We start from the raw sequence: 18,782 nt of genomic DNA, 5'->3' as shown, positions 1-18,782 counted from the left end.
GAAGAAATACAACTCATTTCTTCTAACTTATTTTTTATTCACTTATCCTACAATTCTTGTCCCTGCTCTGCCTAATAATGCTTGATCAGCTTCTTCCAAAGAACAAATGATCGCTGTATTCCCTTGAGCAGCAAACCCAATTGCAGCTTCCATCTTCGGACCCATGCTACCATCAGCAAAATGACCTTCATCCATATATTGTTGTGCCTGTTTTACCGTAATCGTCTCTAGTTTTTCTTGATTTTCTTTACCGTAGTTGATGTATACATTGCTTACATCTGTCAGCATCATGAACACATCAGCATCGACTTGTTCCGCTAGCTTCTTACCAGTGCGATCTTTATCGATAACAGCTTCGATTCCTTTTAATAAACCATCTTGATCACGAACGACGGGGATTCCGCCTCCGCCTCCTGCAATCACGATCGTATTTCGGTTTAATAAATTAACGATCGCATCCACACCATGGATCGCTTTTGGTTGTGGAGAAGTCACAACACGACGATAACCACGTCCAGCATCTTCCATCATCACCCAATTTTTTTCTTGCTCCATTTGTTTCGCTTCTTCTTCTGAATAAAAAATACCAATTGGTTTATTTGGATTGTTAAAAGCTTCGTCATCCGCTGAAACTTCTGTTTGTGTAAGTAACGTAATAACATTGCTCGTCAAACCTTTTGTTTCTAATGAATTTTTTAAACTTTGCTCTAACATATAACCAATAAATCCTTGTGATTCAGCATTACATACATCTAAAGGAAATGGTGGAACCACATCTTTTGCCTCTTCATTTTGTCTTAAAATATTTCCTACTTGTGGACCATTGCCATGTGTTAAAACGATTTCATAATCGATCTCTTCAATTTTTGCAACTAGTTCTGCACTGAGTTTGACATTATTTAGCTGTACCTCAAGCGTTGCTTCTTGGTTTGGTTTTAAAATAGCATTGCCTCCCAATGCTATTACGACACGATTTGCCATAAAAATCCTCCTTCATTTAGTCCCTAATATTTGGATTGTTGTTAAAAAGCCTGCCAATAAATCAACACCTGATGTGTGCCCTACCGAAATGACTGTCTTAACTATTTTTTCAATTTTTTCTTCAGTGCTATTTGTCGTTAATGCTTCAATTAGTTTAAGAACAGGTTCACTAAAACGACCTGATAGTCCGCATAACAAATAATGCTTGCTGATATCTGTTGTAACAGACTGTTCTGCTAACAGTTCAGTAAGTAATAGTTCGGTCAAGAGAGAACTTTCTTTATCCAATAGAATTCTTGCAGCAAGATGTCCAACAATCATGTCATCTCCTGATGGTGTTAATCCCATACCTCTACCTATAAGAAAGTCTAAACCTAATTTTTGCTGTAACTGATTTTCAGAACACAGCGCAACAATCGCTTCTTTAAATGGGTTCGTCTCTTTCAAAAACTGAGCTAATGAATAGTGGTTCCCTGTTTCTTTTATGAGAGACTTTGAATATGAAAATAATTTTTTTTGACTTATTTCCATCAAGCTCATCGTTGCCTTATCCACTAACGACGAATACGGTTTCCCGTGTGTCAGCAATAGATGATTTTTAGAAAAATGCAAACAATTTTGCTCCCACGTAATTTGTTCCTCAATTTCAATCGTCGATAAAACGTGTGAAAAATCATCAGATTGCAAATAAATTCCGTTCGGCATAAAAGGATAGTTAGTGGTCGTAATGACCACTAACTGTTGTTTCCTCGCATCTTGAATATTGAAACTATTTTTATATTTACTATGAACCTGCCATTTTTGATTTTCAGCATTATCGATTAAAAGAAGTTGATCTATAAAACAAGCATTAACAAACAATATTTTCACCTTTTATTCTGCAAAACCTAATTTTTTGGCATAAGCTAAAACTGCTTTTTCAAAGCAATCGATTGGCGGTGTTACTGTTCCTGCACCAATTTGACCCAAGCCTGCTTTTTTATTTGCGATTCCTGTGTTGATCACAGGAAGAATGCCTGTTTCGACAACTTTTCTTGCATCGATTCCTAAACAAATTCCTTTAAAGTCCCAAGTTGGAACGGGGAAATTAGGGTTTGTGTCGATACAAATTTCTGTCATTTCATTACTTGTATTCAGTGCATCATAAAAACCACCTGAACCAACGAAACGTGTTACAGCAGGAGCTGCGATCATGGCCATACCACCAACACCAAATGTCTCAGTGATGGCACTGTCTCCCATATCAGGAGCTGCATCAGCTTCACTAAAACCAGAGAAGTATAATCCTTGAGGCGTGTTTACAGGTCCTGTGAACCATTCATCGCCCATTCCAGCAATACGGATACCAAATTCGTAACCATTTCTACACATCGCAGTTACGATCGTTCCTTCTTGAATTTGTCTCGCACCATCCATAACAGCTTTCGCTGAAGCCATCATGATATTTAAGAAAAATTGATCTGTATCTGCTAAAAATTGCACTACTTCTTCCCGTTTTGTTTGGTCGATTTCAGTTAAACCGACTATGATCGGCGCCATTTCTTTTAAAAATGCTAATGATGCTGCAATATTACGTTGGTGGAATTCATCACCCATTGCAATTGCTTTAGCAACCAATACATTAACGTTTAAGCCGTCTTCTTTTGTTTTTAAGGCTGCACTTAAAACAGGTGCTAAAGTATCTCTCATCCATCTTAAACGAGTAATTACTTCATCAGAATAAGCGCCAAAACGTAACACTGCACCGATTCCTTCATTCATTGTACAAAAAGCACGATTACCGTCTGTTTTATTTTCAACAACTAAAACGGCCATATTTGCGGAAGTGATCCCTCCCATTGGTCCAACAGCATTGACATGATGACATGGAATTAATTTTACTTCTCCTGATTCTAGCATCTGTCTTGCTTCTTCTTCAGTTTCACACCATTCTTCAAATAATGCTGCACCTACACAAGCGCCTTGGATTGGATCGACCATTTTATCGTACGTGATTGGAGGTCCTGCATGAAGCAAGACCTTTCCTTCATTTAATTCTTTGATAACTGTTTTTGCTGAAACTACGTCCAATAAGAAAGGAGAACCAGCAACGATTTTTGCGGCTACTGCCTGATTTGCTTCATCGATAGTTTTGTATGACATTTTGATTTTCCTCCGTTGAAAGCTGAATGAGCTTGATTAGCTCCGACAGAAAATAGTAAAAATCGAATGTATTGCTCTTTATCACAATCTATTTTTGTCTTTTTTCTGAGGAGTTAGCTCAGTAAGCTGAATAATTTATTTACCTAATTTCACTTTATTTAAAAACTGTAATGCTTTTTGCAGCGTGATATTTCCACCTGCAACTGGTTGCCAGTCATATTGGACAACTTTTCCACCATGATTGATGATTGCTTCTGAGAAACTGCGTAAGCCTACATTGATAAATCCTTGATTCGTCAACAATGCTAACATTTCTTCAGTTGGTTCAATCACAACTGGTGTTACTTTTGGTGTTGCTTCGATTGCTTTATCGGTCTGAGTCAATGGATGATCTAAAATAGCTAGTGCTAAACGAACAGCTTGCGCATTACTATCACAAAGAATCACACCAGCCTCTTTCATGATTGTTTCTTGTTCATGGATATTTTGAGGGTCTTCATCTGTCCCAACAATCGTACCGATTACAAATAATTCTCTTCCTTCATTCGCTGCTTGTTCTTTAATTTCTTTGATCGTTGGTGCCAACTCTTGTGCCATATTAGCGTGAGAACCATAACCTAATACAACATCTAATAAAATGATTGCTGTTTTAGGATCTTTTCCTGCTTCTTCTAACATTTCTTTACGTTTCGTTGGATCGATCATTGGATGAGGTTTTCCTTGTGTGTAAACATCATCTCCTAAATCAATAATTTCATGTCCTTGATCTTTTAAGATAAAGCCTTCTGGTGCATGTTCGTCACCTGTTAATGCTAGACCTTCTTTGATCAACATAGCTGCTTCATACGCAAGAGTACCACCAGAGTACAAACCTTTAACATATTTTTGTTCTGGTTTTAAAGAATGAGCTGGAACTGTCAGTGTTTCTTTTACAGCTTTGACCGCTTCTTTATTCAGTAATTGAACTGCTGTTTGTGCAGCCTCTTCTAATGTGTAAGCACGATAAAGATTTTCTTCATGTGAGGTCGGTTTTTCTCCTAAGAAAATTGTGACAGCAGGTTTTGAAATACTTCTCAAAAGATTTAATACTTCATCACGAACTTCTGGTGCAGGTGGTTTTGAGATCACGACGATGACTTCTGTATTAGGATCTTTCTCTAACGTCATGATACTGTCTTTTAATGTAACTCCGCCAATTTCAGCTTTTAAGTCACGTCCACCAGTCCCTATTGCGTTCGTTACGCCGCCACCTAATTTGTGGATAATCGTTGTCACTTCTTGAATACCAGTTCCAGAGGCGCCGACAACACCAATTTTTCCTTTACGAACAGCATTCGTAAACGCAACTGGAATCCCATTAATAATCCCAGTACCACAGTCTGGTCCCATTAACAAAAGACCTGCATCATGTGCTTTTTCTTTTAAACGTTTTTCATCTTCGATTGTAACATTATCACTAAAACAAAAAACATGCTTTCCTTCATCCAAAGCTTTTTCAATTTCCAGTGCAGCATGGGTACCAGGAATAGAAAACACAACTACTCCAGCATCTTTACCAAGCTCGAATGCTTTATCCCAAGTTTTTACGACCTCTTCTCCAGAAGTTTCGCCGCCACCTTTTGTTTGTTCTTCAAGAAATACATCGATTTCTTCTAAGACTTGATCAATCAATGAATCATCTTCAATGTCTAACACGATCACCATGTCGTTAGAAGAAGCTTTTTCTAATTCATCTGTGTATAAACCACCTGTTTTGAAAATATCTTTATTTGCAGGTGTACCCATCATTACAGAAACATTATCGACTCCATCGATCGTATTTAATTTGTTCGTTAATAGCATCAATACGATCGAATCTTGATAGCTATTCGCTTTAATTATTGTGTGTAGCATTGAAATTCCTCCATTTGTTTAAAAGTGTAGTAGATCGTTCAACCTTAACAGAAAAATAAGAAAATATGAGCGTCGCGCTCTTCGCCACAATCAGATTTTGTCTTTTCTCCTAGAGACTAGTTCACATAGCTAAATAATTTATTTTGCAAAAAGGTTATTCTGCAAATTTATTTTTATGATCATAGCGATCATAATGAATAGCGTCACTAATTAAGTATTCGTAGATATCATCCACGATTTCAATTCCATTTTCTTCATAATTTTTCTCACGTGCGCGTCCTCGCTCACCTGGATAATTGACTTCTGTAAAACCAGGACTTGGATTGATTTCTTTTAGCTCATCCAACATTGTTGAAATACTTTTTTTGAATACATCCAACCCAATGAAGAAATCTGGATTGATCACAATATGAAGTTGACCTAATTCGCGTCCTTTAGATAAATCATGATACATGGAAGATACGTGTTTGCCAAATGGCACGCCTAGTAAAATACCAGATAAAATGTCTACCATCATCATCAACCCATACCCTTTTGGACCTGCAATCGGTAATAAAGCATTGACAGCTGTAGAATCTGTTGTCGGATTTCCTTTTGCATCTACTGCCCATGAATCTGGTATAGCTTCTTTTTTAGAACGAGCATGCAAAATTTTGCCCCATGCCTGAACCGTCGTTGCCATATCAAACGTGATAACACGTTCATCATTGCTAGGTGCTGCAAAGGCAATAGGATTCGTTCCAAAGTACGGCTCACTTCCACCAAATGGGACAACCATCGGATCTGATTGACAAACTGAGAGTGCGACCATATCTTGTTCTGCTGCTCTTTCAACATAATAAGCAAGCGCTCCGCTATGAGAGATATTGCGAACTCCAACAACAGCTACTCCATTTTTTTTGGCCATTTCAATCGCTAGATCCATTGCTTTTTCTGCTGCAACAAATCCAGAGCCATTATCGCCTTCAAACATACCACAGCTAGGAGCTGTTTGTTTAAAAGAAAAAGTAGGATCATTCGTGATTCCGCCTTTTGCTATTCTTTCTGAATAATATTCCACCCGCATCGCACCGTGGGAATGAATTCCTCTAGCATCTGCAAAGGTTAAAACATCACTTACGATTCCTGCATGTTCCTCTGACAAACCAGCTTTTTGAATTTTATCTTTGATTAGTTGATGTAAATCCGCTTTTTTTACTCTCATTTTAAAACGCCTCCTTTTATTATCAGTAACAATGTTTTGCTTTGCTACACCTTCTACTTTTTAACAGCAACTCATTTTATTTACTGTGTTTCAAAGTAAAAGCGAAGCTGGCTCGCGCAACTAGAAAACATACGGCAACAATTCTCCGCTTCGCTAATACTTATACAAACCAACAACCTTTTTTGTAATGGATCCTAGTTTCATAACAATTTTATTTTTTCTCACCAAAAGCATTCGTATTTTCGTATCGATCAAAATGAAGTGTATCACTCTTTAAATAATCATAAATATCTTTAACGATGTCGATTCCATCAGTCATTGATTTTTCATAATTGATTTGATTGATCTCTCCTGGATAATATACTTGTTTAAATCCATCCGCTGCTGGAATCTCATGTAGCTCTTCCACCATACCATCGACTGATTCTTTGAACATATCTAAATCCGTGAACCGTTTTGGATCGATCAAAATATACAATTGACCAACATTGCGTCCTTTGCTTATATCGTCATACATAGAAGAAACATGTTTACCAAATGGTAAGCCTAACAGCATCCCGGATAAGATATCCACCATCATCATCAAGCCATAGCCTTTTGGCCCAGCAATCGGCAATAGTCCATTGACTTTATGGGGATCAGTGGTAGGTTTTCCCTCTTTATCGACTGCCCAAGTATCAGGAATTTCTTTATTTTTCGAGCGTGCATCCAATACTTTCCCCCATGCTTGAACGGTGGTTGCCATATCAAATACAACTGGCTCATGGCCTTTTCGAGGAGCGGCAAAGGCAATCGGATTGGTGCCGAAATAGTTTTCTTTACCACCAAAAGGGACAACCATCGGATCTGATTGACACATGGCAATTGCTATCAAATCTTGCTGAGCTGCTTTTTTCACATAATAAGATAATGCTCCACTATGGCTGATTTTTGAAATTCCAACTGCTGCAACTCCAGATTTTTTCGCCATATCAATAGCATAGCCCAATCCAATATTTGCAACGAATTGTCCCGCACCATTCTTACCATGGACAATACCTGAACTTGGTCCAGTTTCTTCAAATTCGATTTTTGGATCAAGCGTTACACCGCCTTTATCGATTTGTTCTGCATAATATTCTACCCGTACGGCTCCATGCGAGTGAATGCCGCATGCGTCTGCAAATACCAAATGTGTCGCCACTTCGTCTGCATGTTCTGGCTTTAAACCAGCTGTTGTCAATTTTTTTTCAATCAATTCATGCAATTCTTCTGGTTTCACTACAACAGTTTCATTCATTTCTTAAACTTCCTCTACATTAAATTTCTGGATCACGGTTGCAATCTTTTGAATACACGTACATCAACGGCTCATCACGACCAACAGCGTAGGCTGCTTGCTGTACATATGAGCTCATAAAGATGTAATCTCCTTTTTCGACCGGCATCCATTCGTTATCTAAGTTATACATACCTTGTCCAGAAAGTAAGTAAGCACCATGTTCTTGGTAATGTGTTTCGATATAGCCATGACTTGCTCCAGGCTCAAATGATAGAATATGGAAGTTCATGTCAAATCCTAAATCTTTTGGTAAAAAGTCCCATAAAAGGACATCTTTCATACCTTCATATTCGATTGGTTCCATGTCATTAACGTTTCCAACTACCTTATGCGCTTCGTAGCCTTCCAATGGCTGATAGCGTTTTTTGTATAAGAAAATTTCTGTATCAGCATCTTGACCATTTTCTAAATACATCAATGTGCTGGCTGGAAGATATACATAGCCACCTTTTGTTACTTTGTGTGTTTCGTTTCCATCATTTACGTTTAATACGCCATCGATAACATAGACAATAGTTTCGACACCTTCACCACCAAAACCACGTTGGTTTTTTCCATCTTTGTGCAATGTGATGATGTAATCAACAAAATTCGCTCCTAATTGTTTAGACCCTAAAATCGAACAATCACAATTTTCAAAACCAGGTATCACATTATTTACTAACCCATCATGAGGGAGTAATGCATAATTATTTTTTTTAATAACAGCTCTTGAAGATAATAGTCCGTCAAGATAACCTGTTTGATTATTTTTATAACCCATTTTTTATTTCTCCTACTTTCTTTTATTTATAAGCTAGTTCATATAATGTGCTGGCTAAAACTTTAACACCGTTGACTAAGTCATCGATATCAGTTGCTTCTGCAGGATTATGGCTGATACCATTAATACTTGGCACGAAAATCATAGCTGTTGGGAAATTAGGTGCAATGATTTGAGAATCATGTCCTGCGCCACTGTGCATGACTTTGTATTTCATGTTTTCAGCAATAGCTGCTGTTTCGATTGCTTTGACAATCTCTTCATTCATTGGAACGGGTGCTTCATCCATCCATAAATCAATATCGATCTCTAAACCATGTTCAGCAGCGATATCTTTCATTAATTGTTCAATTTCTTTTGTGAATGCATGAAGTTCTTCGCTATCCGTATGACGGCAATCCATTGTAAATAGAACTTCACCAGGTACAACGTTGACAGTATTAGGTTTTGGTTCCACTTTACCAAAAGTTAAAACAAGAGGATCGCCAACTTTCAATGCACGATCGATTGCTTCAGAACAAATTTTAGCAAATCCATACACTGCATCTTTACGATACCCCATCGGTGTTGTTCCAGCATGATTCGCTTCACCTTTTAAGACGATTGTGTAACGTCTTTGTCCAGCGATATTATTTACAACACCAATTTGTAGTTGTTCTTTCTCAAGTACTGTTCCTTGTTCGATATGAATTTCTACAAAAGCCTTAATGTCATCTCTAGCTGCTTTATTCTCATCTTTGAAATCAAACCCATGACGTTGCATTTCTTCAACAAACTTCAATCCTTCAAAGTCAGCAATTTCAATAACGTCTTCTTTTTTCGCTTCACCAACAAAGTTCTTGCTACCCCAGAATACTGTTGGGAAACGACTACCTTCTTCTTCAGCCATTGAGATGATCTCTAATGAACGTTTTGGTTTGCCATGTGTTTCTAGTAAATATTGAATAGCGACATAGGCTGCTATTACACCAAATTGGCCATCTAAGTTTCCACCATTAACAACTGTATCGATGTGTGAGCCTGATAAAATCGTTTCTTGTGGGTATTCAGTTCCTTCTACTCTACCAAAGAGGTTTCCGATCTCATCAAATGAAGCCGTCATGCCGATTGCTTCTAATTTTTCTTTTACAGATTTTTGCGCTTCCAACCAAGAATCAGAATATAATAGGCGCGTCATTCCACCTGTTGGATCGTTGCCAATAGTAGATAAGTGATCGATATTTTCTTGTAAAACTTTTTTTAAGTCCATTTGATACATCTCCCTCTTTTATTATCATAACTATTGTAAGCGGTTGCCCGTTTTCATACACTATCCACATTTCACAAATTAAGTGCTATCTTTGTGCGTATTAAACATAAAGACTGAGGCTATTTGGGTTAAAATAGAATTAAGTTAGTGAAATTTTCTAAATTTATAGTCTAATCTTCGAAAAAAAGATAAAATAGCACTATGACTTAAATGATCTAAATTAATATTTTTCTGTCTACATTGAAAGGAACGTTCCTTCCATTCATTACTTGACGTTGAAAAATACTAGTTGTTTCATTGCTACCTATTTCAATTCAGGAGGACTGTTAATAATGATAAAACAAAATTTTCTTTACAGTAAGCTAGATGAGTTAGATTTATCCATGACCTTTTACTCAAATCAAAATGACACTTCTGTTAAAGCCACACTCCTTTATTTTCATGGCGGAGGACTGCTATATGGTACGCGAGATGACTTACCAGAAAGCTATTGTGAGCTGTTAGTAGAGAATGGCTATAATTTGTTGACTGTTGATTATCCTTTAGCACCTGAAGTTAAACTTCCAACTATTATGAATTGTTTGATAGAAGCAGTCGATTGGTTCTTGAAAAATCATCAAACGGTTTTGGGTTTGGATTGCTCAGATTATTTCTTGTTTGGACGTTCAGCTGGCGGTTTTCTTGCCTATTTATTATCTGCTCGACATTCTTTACCCGAGCAAAAAGGACTGATCAGCTTTTACGGTTATTATGATTTGACGAACCCAGCTTTCAGTCAGCCTAGTAGCTACTACAATCAATTTCCAAAAATAGCACCAATGACTGCCCAAGCGATGATTCAACCCAAACCAATTGCAGCGGTTTCTATTAATGAACGTTTTTCACTCTATTTATCTGGTCGACAATTTGGTAATTGGTTGAGTTATCTAGTCAACACCCCTAGTGAAAAAGAAACCTTTAGCCTATCGGATACAGAGCTTGCCAAATTGCCGCCTGTCTTTTTAGCTCATAGTTCAGCTGATCAAGATGTGCCCGTTGAACTATCACGTGATGCTAGCAATAAGATCCCTAATGTTACATATGAAGAAGTTGAAAAACTCCCTCATGATTTCGATGGTGACATTACTAAAAGTGAAGGACTCCAGGTTTATAGCGCTCTGATTGCATGGCTTGATCAGACCTTAACTACTACTTGATTTAATATAAATGTTCCCTTATATAAATAGAGTAAAAAAGACATTCCCGATCACTCAGGAATGTCTTTTAAATTGTATTTATTTTTCAGTTGCAGTTTCTGTAATAACTTCTACTGCGCGTTTCATGCGGATATCATGTTTTAGCATATCTTCAGTTAAAACTTTTTTAACTTGATCGATCGGCATATTGTATTGTTCAGATAATTCATTGATTTCTTTATCCATATCTTCTTGAGATACTTCAATATTTTCAGCTTTAGCGATTTCTTCGATCACAAGGTTTGTTTTCGTACGAACTTCAGCTTCTGCCTCAAATTGTTTGTGCAAATCATCTTCTGTTGTTCCAGTTAATTGATAGTACATTTCTGGAGCGATTCCTTGACGTTGCATATTATTTAAGAATTCATCCATTGAACGGTGAACTTCATCATGTACCATTACATGTGGCAGTTCAATGATTTCTGCATTATCAACAGCTTGACGGATAGCCGCTTCGTCTTTTGCTTCAGTTGCAGCAGTTTCTTTAGATTCAGTTAATTCTTTACGGTATTTTTCTTTTAATTCGTCTAATGATTCTACTGAATCGTCAACGTCTTTAGCGAATTCATCATCTAATGTTGGTAATTCTTTTGCTTTCACTTCGTGAACTTTCACTTGGAAAACAGCTTCTTTACCTGCTAGATCTTCTGCTTGGTAATCTTCTGGGAATGTTACTTTTACTTCAAGTTCTTCACCAGCTTTTTTACCAACTAATTGTTCTTCAAAGCCTGGGATGAAAGAGTTAGAACCTAATTCAAGAGAATAGTTTTCACCTTTTCCACCTTCAAAAGCCTCACCGTCTTTGAATCCTTCAAAGTCGATTACGACAGTATCGCCATCAACAGCGGCTTCGTCTTCTTTGATTACTAGTTCAGCTTGTGCATCTAATTCACGTTGGATGCGTGCATCTACGTCTTCATCTGTTACTTCACGGTCTTGTTTTTCAACTGTTAAGTTTTTGTATTCGCCTAATTTAACTTCAGGTTTTACAGTTACTTCAGCAGTTACTACCCAATCTTCACCTTTGTTCATGCTTTCAACATCAATTTTAGGTTGAGATACAGGATCGATTCCAGCTTCTTTTACAGCTGCTTCGTATACTTCTGGTAAGACTGCGTTCAAAGCATCTTCATACAATGCTTCTTCGCCGTACATACGGTTGAATACTTGACGAGACACTTTCCCTTTGCGGAATCCAGGTACGTTAAGATTTTTTTTGACTTTATCGAATGCTTGTTTCAAGCCTTTTTCAATTAGAGTTTGATCAACTGAAAAAGTTAACACACCATCATTGGTGCCTTTTTTTTCAAATTTCGCAGACATTTGTTTCCCTCCGAATAACTTAATTTTATACATGAATTTATGTTATGCATACCTTTAAATATTACACTATAGCTAGATAAATGTAAACATTTTAGGTGAGAAGAAAAGAAAATAAACTAGATTTTTATATTGTAAAATGAATTACTTAATAAACGAACTGGACTAATTTGCCTATTTTTTATATTTTTCGGCTAATTTTAAATACTCATTACGAATGTTTAAATCCTTTGAACGATTTTTCTTTGATTTAAGATAAGCTCTTTTGACAAGCTTGCTTTTTATACCGAAAAACAACCATGAACCTATTCCACCAATAAATAGTGACATCGTAATAATTATTTACAAATAGGTGACCTATTAATAGACTCCACAAAAAAGATGTTCAGCTTTTTAAAGCTCAAACGTCTTTGTAATCACTTAATTACCTTCTACTATGCGAATTCACCTTCTTGTCTTTTAAAATGCATGACGTGAAGCTTTCTCCAAATGAACATCAAAAGATGCCACCCTAGCTCCTGCAATATCAAAAATTCCGCGAATAATTACTATCCTACTGATTATTTTATTTAACCCCAAACCTCATTCGCCACATCGATCACTAATGCAAGTTTTTTCCACTGATCTTCCTCTGTCAAAATATTGCCTTCTTCTGTCGAAGCAAATCCACATTGAGGACTTAAACTTAAGCGATCTAACGGTACAAATTTACTTGCTTCTTTAATTCTATTCACTATTATTTCTTTCTCTTCTAACTTGCCGTCCTTACTCGTAACCAAGCCTAAAACCACTTGTTTGTCTTCTGGAACAAAGCTTAATGGTTCAAAATCGCCTGAACGTTCGTCATCAAATTCTAAGAAAAAGGCTTCTACATTTTGATTCCCTAACAATGTGTCTGCAACAGGCTCATAACCGCCAGAAGTAGCCCATGTTGAATGATAATTACCACGACACACATGGGTTGTTACATGCAAATCATCAGGTAAATCAGCAATCGCCTCATTATTCAAACGTAAATATAACTCTTGCAGCGCTTGGGTATCATATTCTCCGTTGGTCATCGTTGTCCAAAAATTCTTATCGACTAACATGCCCCAAGTACAATCATCCAGTTTAATATCTCGGCAACCTAAGTCATATAAAGCTAGAATCGTTTCCCGATATGCCTTAGCAATATCTTGATAAAGTAGTTCCCGATCTGGATAAAATTCATTGACCTTTTCTTCATTAGAGCTTCGAACCAACTCTGCTAATAACTGGGCTGGTGCTGGAATACTTTGGCGAACGGGTGTCCCACCAGCAATTTCTGTTAAAAATTCGTACTCCCCAAAAACTGGATGTTCTGGATTAAAGCTTATTTTTCCTGTTAAACGTGCTGAATCCGCTCGTGTTTCTTCCCCATGAAATAAATACCCTTGATCCATTACATTATGCTCGATTCCATTGAATCCCCAGAAAAAATCAAGATGCCAGTAACTCCGGCGAAATTCTCCATCACTGATAAATTTCAACCCGATTTCTTTTTGTTTTGCGACTAAATCCCGAATTGCTTGATCCTCAACTACTTTTAATTCATCTCCAGAAATCGTACCAGCTGCAAACTCTTCCCGAGCTATTTTCAATGATTCTGGACGTAAAAAACTTCCTACGATTTCATAATGATGTACTGAATTTTGACACATAATTGATTTCCCCCTCATTTTTTAAATAGAAAACAAAAAAATCCCTAGAAAAGTCAAAGACTCTTCTAAGGATGTAATAAACATACATGGTACCACCTTAATTTACAAAAATCATATGATTTTCGCCTCTACTCTAATACGCCACTAACGTTTGATATTAGGATTCTTGCTAACGGGAATAACCGTGCATCTCTAAAACATGTTCTCGAAATGCCCACTCAAAAGCCATTTTCAAATTCGTTTTCTTCCGCCTCTTTTCAGCTACCAAGGCTCTCTTTTAGAAATTCCACAGAATTTTACTTTCTTTTTCTACGTGTTTTTTTATTTATTTTTAATTATAATAGCAGATGAGGTGATGGGTGTCAAATTGATAGATGAAGAATAAAAAAAATTTTTACTTAATCTTCAAGAAATAAAAACAGATTCATTCTCAACTTCTTCTCTGTCGTTCTGAAGACTTTCCATATGTTTTTCCGTCATTCTAACCATTCTCATCGCAATTTTATCCCCATAATATGAACTAAAGTTTGTTTCCAAATAAACTCTCTTCTTTGATTTAGGTAAAATAAATTCTTTTTTACTGAAAAACTGTTTTCCACTTGGATGAACAGGTTCAATCATAGAATAGATATATCTTTTTTTAGTAGATGTTAGCATACTCGTTGGCAATTCACAATTCCGATCTAAAAACTCAAGAATATTAATTAATTTATCCGGCACACTTTCATATTTTTTTAGTATATCTGTTGCTTGTTGCTCTATTGGGCTCATATCTATTTTTTCAATTATGTTTTCTTCTTTTGGTTCTTCTGGCTTTTGTTCATCAATGTAGTTATCTACAAGCTTAATAAATATTTGTATTTAAAACTTTAATTGTTTCCTGACTCGAATACTTTTCTTTTCCAAACAATAAAAATTGAGATTCGTTTTTTATCTTTGTCCACTCCATCTTAGCAACACAAAGTTGAAATTGCTCCATAATCTCTACAATAACATTTATAGTATTCTCATTAATAATAATTTCTCCTTTTTTTATCTGTTCAATCGCTTCATCCTTTTCACTTGTATTGACTTGTTCTATAATATATCTATTAATTGCATTCATAAAAATGAACATATGAGCTTCACAATCATCAGGTTTTTTCATCATTGCTTTCTCTGAACTAAAAGCTTCAAAACACTCTTTAAGTCCCTTATCATTTCCATATGCTTGAAAATCATTTGCTTTAAAACTCATAAGAACATTAATTCGAGATTTTTCCAATTGTTTTCTATTCTCTTTTATTATCTCTGCATTTTTGACCACATCTTCATTCATCAATTCTTTTATTTCCGATAAAGTCTCATTATATTTTGCAAAATTCTCTTTTAATTGAGCTAACCATTTGATACGACTACTGGAAATATTACTGTTTTGAATATTTCTATATGTTACAAACAGTGTTCCCAACATTGTTATTAGTACTGGGACAATATAAATCAAAAATTCTGGCATAAAATCATTCCCTTTCAAAAAGTTCTAGTTAAACAAGGTATCATGTAATTTTTTTGCATAGCCATCAGTCATATTACAGATAAAATCAACAGCCATCTTCAACCGATAATAATCCTTTTCAATTTCTAAACTGGTTTCCGTCTCTCTTTTATATAACTCTTCTGCACTCCTTGGTAAATTATTGAACAAGCGCTCTTCATATTTGTTCATTGGTTCTTTATCATATTTTAAAACGACTGGAATAAACTCGGACAATAAACGATTTATAATATTAAAACCTAATACTTCCTGATCCAGTATTGTTTTCGTTTGAAAAACATATTCATAAGAAAATTCTTTTAAAGCATGGAAACATTTTACTTCATCACACTCTTCATTGATAATTTCACCATAAAAAGTACCTGCCATAATTTCTTCATAATGGTCAACAAAAGTTTTACTTGCACTTTGATAGACCTTTCTTTGTGTTTCTCTTAAAAACTCTTGGATAGCTGCTGCTTCTGAATTAATATTAATTAAAAATTTGTCTATTCCAGTTCTATCATCAATAAAAGATTTTATTTCTCGATAACTATATAAACCATAGTTATATGCATCTTCAATATCTGAAAATGTATAAGCTAAATCATCTGCCGCTTCAAGTAGAAAGACCAAAGGATGACGATTACCAGTTGTTCCAGTTACAATCTTAATATTTTTAAAAACCTGTTCTTCCGAAAAGAAACAACCAACTTTTTTTGTTAAAATATTCTTTTTATCTAATTGATCTGCACTAGCAGTATATTTAATTACCGCATCCAAAGTCGAAGCGGTCAGATTCATTCCTTTTTCTGAAGAATCATTATCATTGTGTAGCTTCGTCAACAAGCGAATAGTTTGAGCATTTCCTTCAAACTGTAAAAAATCTTCTTTTTGTTGCTCAGTAAAAGAGGACCAGCACTTTAGTAAAGGAGCACTTTTACTAAACCAAATTCGAATCGCTTCTTCCCCAAAATGACCAAAGGGAGGATTTCCAATATCATGAATTAGAGCTGCAGTTTCTAATAAACGGTAGCTCTCGTTTAATTCAACAATCACTAGTCCGTTCTTATTTAATTTGGTGATGACAGAAGTTAGCAAATCCCTTGTGTGCATTGCAACTTCTAAACTATGAGTCAAACGAGTACGAACAAAATCATTTCTCTCTAATGGAAAGACCTGAGTCTTATCTTGTAAACGTCTAAAAGAGTCGCTTTTAATAACTCGACGATAATCACTATTAAAAGCTACACTTAAATCTAAAAGATAATTTTCGTGTGTTAATTTATCATTTGGACAAACTTTGTCGTTCTTTGAAGAAATTCTAAACGTTCCAACTAACCGATTCCATTATTTGTAACCTCCATTTTCTTTTTCTAAATATAAAAGATTGTTATTTCCAAAATCACTATTTTTAATCATATATCAGAACACATTATATCAAACAAATAAACTAATTGTAAGTTATTTTCATTAAATAAAGATAAATCATTATCATTTTATGAAATATTTTCTCTATATAATAGTTAAAAGTATAACATCTATAAATTCATTAGTATTAAAAATTTTATCTAAACCTTTGTTTTTTTTACATTACAAAGAGGCTGCTGATTGTATTTACAATCAAACAGCCTTTTTTGTATGTATAATTCTTTATAGTACATAAATTTAAACTTCTTCATCTATATTTTATACTCTAGTTGATTCCCCATCAAAATCATACTTTCTCTTATGTTCATGAGGATATTCAAGATATCTTTTAAGTTTTATTCATACGGAAACCTTCTTGCGTAATACGAGTTGGGTCAATGCTTTACAATTTGCAACTTGGACTAAGCCTGCACTAAATTCTACTTCACACGCTTCACAATCAGAAAAAATAGTTGCTGAATGAGCATTATATTCATGAAACTTCCTCAATTTTTCTTGACGTTTCTCAATAGTTTCACACGCATTGATATAACGTCGCTCTAAATCTGGTCGTGTCGTTTTGGCTATGCTCATTTGTTGGTCAATATCACGTTTGACCTCTTCAAACCGAGCGATTTGTTCCAAAATTTCATCTTCGATCGTATCAATGCCACAAACCATGCTCTGATAGTCGCTTATCAAGCGTTTATTCGCACTTTCTAGCGCTTCTCCTGTCATTATAGCAGATTGGCACAACGGTGTGTACGCTACCATAAAATAGCTTTTCGCTGAATCATAGGCTTTACTGGATAAGGGCGCTGATAAAAAGGATTGAATACTCGTTTGCAGTGAAGCGATTGCTTGGCTCGCTTGATTATTCATCCGAGCGGCTTGATTCGCCTGTGCTTGAACTTCACCGATATAAAAATCAAGTCCCATTTTGTTGTTCCTCAAGTTCTCTTTACGCTTTTTTAGCCAGTTGCAAAGGAGGTTAAATTTGAAGGGTTTATAAAAAATTTTTTGTTATTTTTCCTTATATATAAGAGAGAGGATTTTAGGTGTTATTTAATCATAGAATGTAAGATTTTTTATTGCGAATTGCTATTTATTTCGGTATACTAACATCTATAGGATAGAAATAATAAACAAGGAGAACAGCGGACTTTCACTCAGCCAGAAATGAGCGAATTAGTGGCTGTTACTCCTAACGATAAAACTAAATAATTGGCACTTCCTGATCTGGCTACCAACCAAACTAGTGAAGTTTTGATTAAACAGTACGACCTGCTTAAGCAAATCGCCAATAGTGTACGTCAAATTCTTATTTTTACATACTTTTGTCTACCAGAAGACCACAACTCTTCTCCTTTCAAGTACAAACGAGTAAAAATAGCCGTTCTTTGACTTGCCTATTGTCAACGATTGCAGGGAGTCTGTGATCGTTTTTTTGTTGCTATCCTATAAACTTTGAGAAAAAGAATAAAAAAAATAGGCACTTCACTCACCGGTACCACCCAGTGAATGAAGCCCCGAATAGATATTACGACCTATCTATCCAAGTTGCCTGATTACTAGTACCGTAGCACTAGCTTCTTTATTGTACCTAATTTTTGTAAGAATTTCTAGACAGTTTTTGAAATTTCTTCAAATTGGGCTAAGAAATGCGCTATAGTCTGTTAGTCATCCCAACGATAGAGACGGCAATCTCTATCGTTTTTTCTTTTTCTTAATTGTTGATTGTTGCTTAACTAAACAATAAAAAGGAGAACTTACTTATGAAAAATTCTGCACTTTGTATTAAAGCTGTTCCTTATCAGGATATTATTGATCTTAGAGATACGGTTGAACGATTGCAATCATGGCAAGAACCTTTGGCGGTTTTGGATAAGTATTTTACGAATCCGAATACGCTGATTAATAAGAAACAAGTTGTGAAAGATTATTATGCTTGTTCAAAACTTTTCCAAACTTTTAATACAGAGTTTAAAAACCTCAACTTAACTGCTGAAAAACAAGTGTTGACCATTCAAAAGGGTCATAAACAATAGTAGCAAAGAAGTTAAGATAAG

At 35.6% G+C, this 18,782-nt stretch carries 15 protein-coding genes, 1 pseudogene and 1 other annotated feature; of the genes and pseudogenes, 2 read left to right on the top strand and 14 right to left on the bottom strand.

The features are described from left to right. Nucleotides 1–42: 42 nt before the first annotated feature. The 8 genes from arcC to allC all read right to left on the bottom strand — a co-directional run bounded on the left by arcC (nt 43) and on the right by allC (nt 9,553). Entirely contained in the window at nt 43–981 is a 939-nt protein-coding gene (arcC, locus tag AC4BC4_RS04750) for a carbamate kinase (protein WP_490476943.1), read from the bottom strand. Between the two features lie 12 nt (nt 982–993). Continuing rightward, nucleotides 994–1,851: an oxamate carbamoyltransferase subunit AllH family protein gene (locus AC4BC4_RS04745; protein WP_490476942.1), complete on the bottom strand. Its 858-nt coding sequence runs from the start codon at nt 1,849–1,851 to the stop codon at nt 994–996. A gap of 3 nt (nt 1,852–1,854) precedes the next feature. Next, complete coding sequence (locus tag AC4BC4_RS04740) at nt 1,855–3,123, bottom strand: YlbE family protein (protein WP_490476941.1); 1,269 nt, start codon at nt 3,121–3,123, stop codon at nt 1,855–1,857. A gap of 135 nt (nt 3,124–3,258) precedes the next feature. After that, nucleotides 3,259–5,016, bottom strand: coding sequence for an acyl-CoA synthetase FdrA (gene fdrA, locus AC4BC4_RS04735; protein WP_490476940.1), 1,758 nt, complete (start codon nt 5,014–5,016; stop codon nt 3,259–3,261). Nucleotides 5,017–5,170: 154 nt separating this feature from the next. After that, a complete protein-coding gene (gene allD / locus AC4BC4_RS04730) occupies nt 5,171–6,220 on the bottom strand; it encodes an ureidoglycolate dehydrogenase (RefSeq protein ID WP_490476939.1) in 1,050 nt (349 codons plus the stop codon). A gap of 211 nt (nt 6,221–6,431) precedes the next feature. After that, nucleotides 6,432–7,499 carry an ureidoglycolate dehydrogenase gene (gene allD / locus AC4BC4_RS04725; RefSeq protein ID WP_438758603.1) on the bottom strand — a complete coding sequence of 356 codons (1,068 nt, stop codon included), beginning with the start codon at nt 7,497–7,499 and terminating at the stop codon, nt 6,432–6,434. 19 nt (nt 7,500–7,518) lie between these two features. After that, nucleotides 7,519–8,304: a (S)-ureidoglycine aminohydrolase gene (gene allE / locus AC4BC4_RS04720; protein ID WP_490476938.1), complete on the bottom strand. Its 786-nt coding sequence runs from the start codon at nt 8,302–8,304 to the stop codon at nt 7,519–7,521. Nucleotides 8,305–8,326: 22 nt separating this feature from the next. Further along, nucleotides 8,327–9,553, bottom strand: coding sequence for an allantoate deiminase (gene allC, locus AC4BC4_RS04715; RefSeq protein WP_490476937.1), 1,227 nt, complete (start codon nt 9,551–9,553; stop codon nt 8,327–8,329). Between the two features lie 332 nt (nt 9,554–9,885). Between allC and AC4BC4_RS04710 the strand changes: the two genes are divergently transcribed. Next, nucleotides 9,886–10,749: an alpha/beta hydrolase gene (locus AC4BC4_RS04710; protein WP_490476936.1), complete on the top strand. Its 864-nt coding sequence runs from the start codon at nt 9,886–9,888 to the stop codon at nt 10,747–10,749. A gap of 78 nt (nt 10,750–10,827) precedes the next feature. Here AC4BC4_RS04710 and tig read toward each other — a convergent pair whose 3' ends face one another. The 6 genes and pseudogenes from tig to AC4BC4_RS04680 form a co-directional block, all read right to left on the bottom strand. Next, a complete protein-coding gene (tig, locus tag AC4BC4_RS04705; RefSeq protein WP_490476935.1) occupies nt 10,828–12,111 on the bottom strand; it encodes a trigger factor in 1,284 nt (427 codons plus the stop codon). 566 nt (nt 12,112–12,677) lie between these two features. Next, a complete protein-coding gene (locus AC4BC4_RS04700; RefSeq protein ID WP_490476934.1) occupies nt 12,678–13,790 on the bottom strand; it encodes a 5-methyltetrahydropteroyltriglutamate--homocysteine S-methyltransferase in 1,113 nt (370 codons plus the stop codon). 64 nt (nt 13,791–13,854) lie between these two features. Next, nucleotides 13,855–14,111: a binding site (T-box leader), on the bottom strand. Nucleotides 14,112–14,195: 84 nt separating this feature from the next. Further along, nucleotides 14,196–14,561, bottom strand: a complete 366-nt coding sequence (locus tag AC4BC4_RS04695; RefSeq protein ID WP_490476933.1) for a hypothetical protein — start codon at nt 14,559–14,561, stop codon at nt 14,196–14,198. 73 nt (nt 14,562–14,634) lie between these two features. Continuing rightward, nucleotides 14,635–15,285, bottom strand: a complete 651-nt coding sequence (locus AC4BC4_RS04690; RefSeq protein WP_490476932.1) for a hypothetical protein — start codon at nt 15,283–15,285, stop codon at nt 14,635–14,637. Nucleotides 15,286–15,309: 24 nt separating this feature from the next. Beyond that, nucleotides 15,310–16,638: pseudogene (locus AC4BC4_RS04685) on the bottom strand (deoxyguanosinetriphosphate triphosphohydrolase); the annotation flags it as partial. Nucleotides 16,639–17,073: 435 nt separating this feature from the next. Further along, on the bottom strand, nt 17,074–17,652 hold the full coding sequence (locus AC4BC4_RS04680) for a T7SS effector LXG polymorphic toxin (RefSeq protein WP_490476931.1): 579 nt from the start codon (nt 17,650–17,652) through the stop codon (nt 17,074–17,076). An 836-nt stretch (nt 17,653–18,488) separates the two neighbouring features. Between AC4BC4_RS04680 and AC4BC4_RS04675 the strand changes: the two genes are divergently transcribed. Next, nucleotides 18,489–18,761 carry a hypothetical protein gene (locus AC4BC4_RS04675; protein ID WP_490476930.1) on the top strand — a complete coding sequence of 91 codons (273 nt, stop codon included), beginning with the start codon at nt 18,489–18,491 and terminating at the stop codon, nt 18,759–18,761. The last annotated feature ends 21 nt before the right edge of the window (nt 18,762–18,782 follow it).

The sequence above is a fragment of the Enterococcus sp. AMC1086 genome (assembly GCF_058216575.1).
This window is presented reverse-complemented; position numbering and strand designations above follow the sequence as displayed.

Coding starts and splice junctions, on each gene's coding strand:
- AC4BC4_RS04740 (WP_490476941.1), bottom strand. CDS start 3,123: ATGTCATACAAAACTATCGATGAAGCAAATCAGGCAGTAGCCGCAAAA.
- fdrA (WP_490476940.1), bottom strand. CDS start 5,016: ATGCTACACACAATAATTAAAGCGAATAGCTATCAAGATTCGATCGTA.
- AC4BC4_RS04710 (WP_490476936.1), top strand. CDS start 9,886: ATGATAAAACAAAATTTTCTTTACAGTAAGCTAGATGAGTTAGATTTA.
- allD (WP_438758603.1), bottom strand. CDS start 7,499: ATGAATGAAACTGTTGTAGTGAAACCAGAAGAATTGCATGAATTGATT.
- allD (WP_490476939.1), bottom strand. CDS start 6,220: ATGAGAGTAAAAAAAGCGGATTTACATCAACTAATCAAAGATAAAATT.
- AC4BC4_RS04690 (WP_490476932.1), bottom strand. CDS start 15,285: ATGCCAGAATTTTTGATTTATATTGTCCCAGTACTAATAACAATGTTG.
- AC4BC4_RS04700 (WP_490476934.1), bottom strand. CDS start 13,790: ATGTGTCAAAATTCAGTACATCATTATGAAATCGTAGGAAGTTTTTTA.
- AC4BC4_RS04680 (WP_490476931.1), bottom strand. CDS start 17,652: ATGGGACTTGATTTTTATATCGGTGAAGTTCAAGCACAGGCGAATCAA.
- AC4BC4_RS04675 (WP_490476930.1), top strand. CDS start 18,489: ATGAAAAATTCTGCACTTTGTATTAAAGCTGTTCCTTATCAGGATATT.
- allE (WP_490476938.1), bottom strand. CDS start 8,304: ATGGGTTATAAAAATAATCAAACAGGTTATCTTGACGGACTATTATCT.
- arcC (WP_490476943.1), bottom strand. CDS start 981: ATGGCAAATCGTGTCGTAATAGCATTGGGAGGCAATGCTATTTTAAAA.
- tig (WP_490476935.1), bottom strand. CDS start 12,111: ATGTCTGCGAAATTTGAAAAAAAAGGCACCAATGATGGTGTGTTAACT.
- allC (WP_490476937.1), bottom strand. CDS start 9,553: ATGGACTTAAAAAAAGTTTTACAAGAAAATATCGATCACTTATCTACT.
- AC4BC4_RS04695 (WP_490476933.1), bottom strand. CDS start 14,561: ATGAGCCCAATAGAGCAACAAGCAACAGATATACTAAAAAAATATGAA.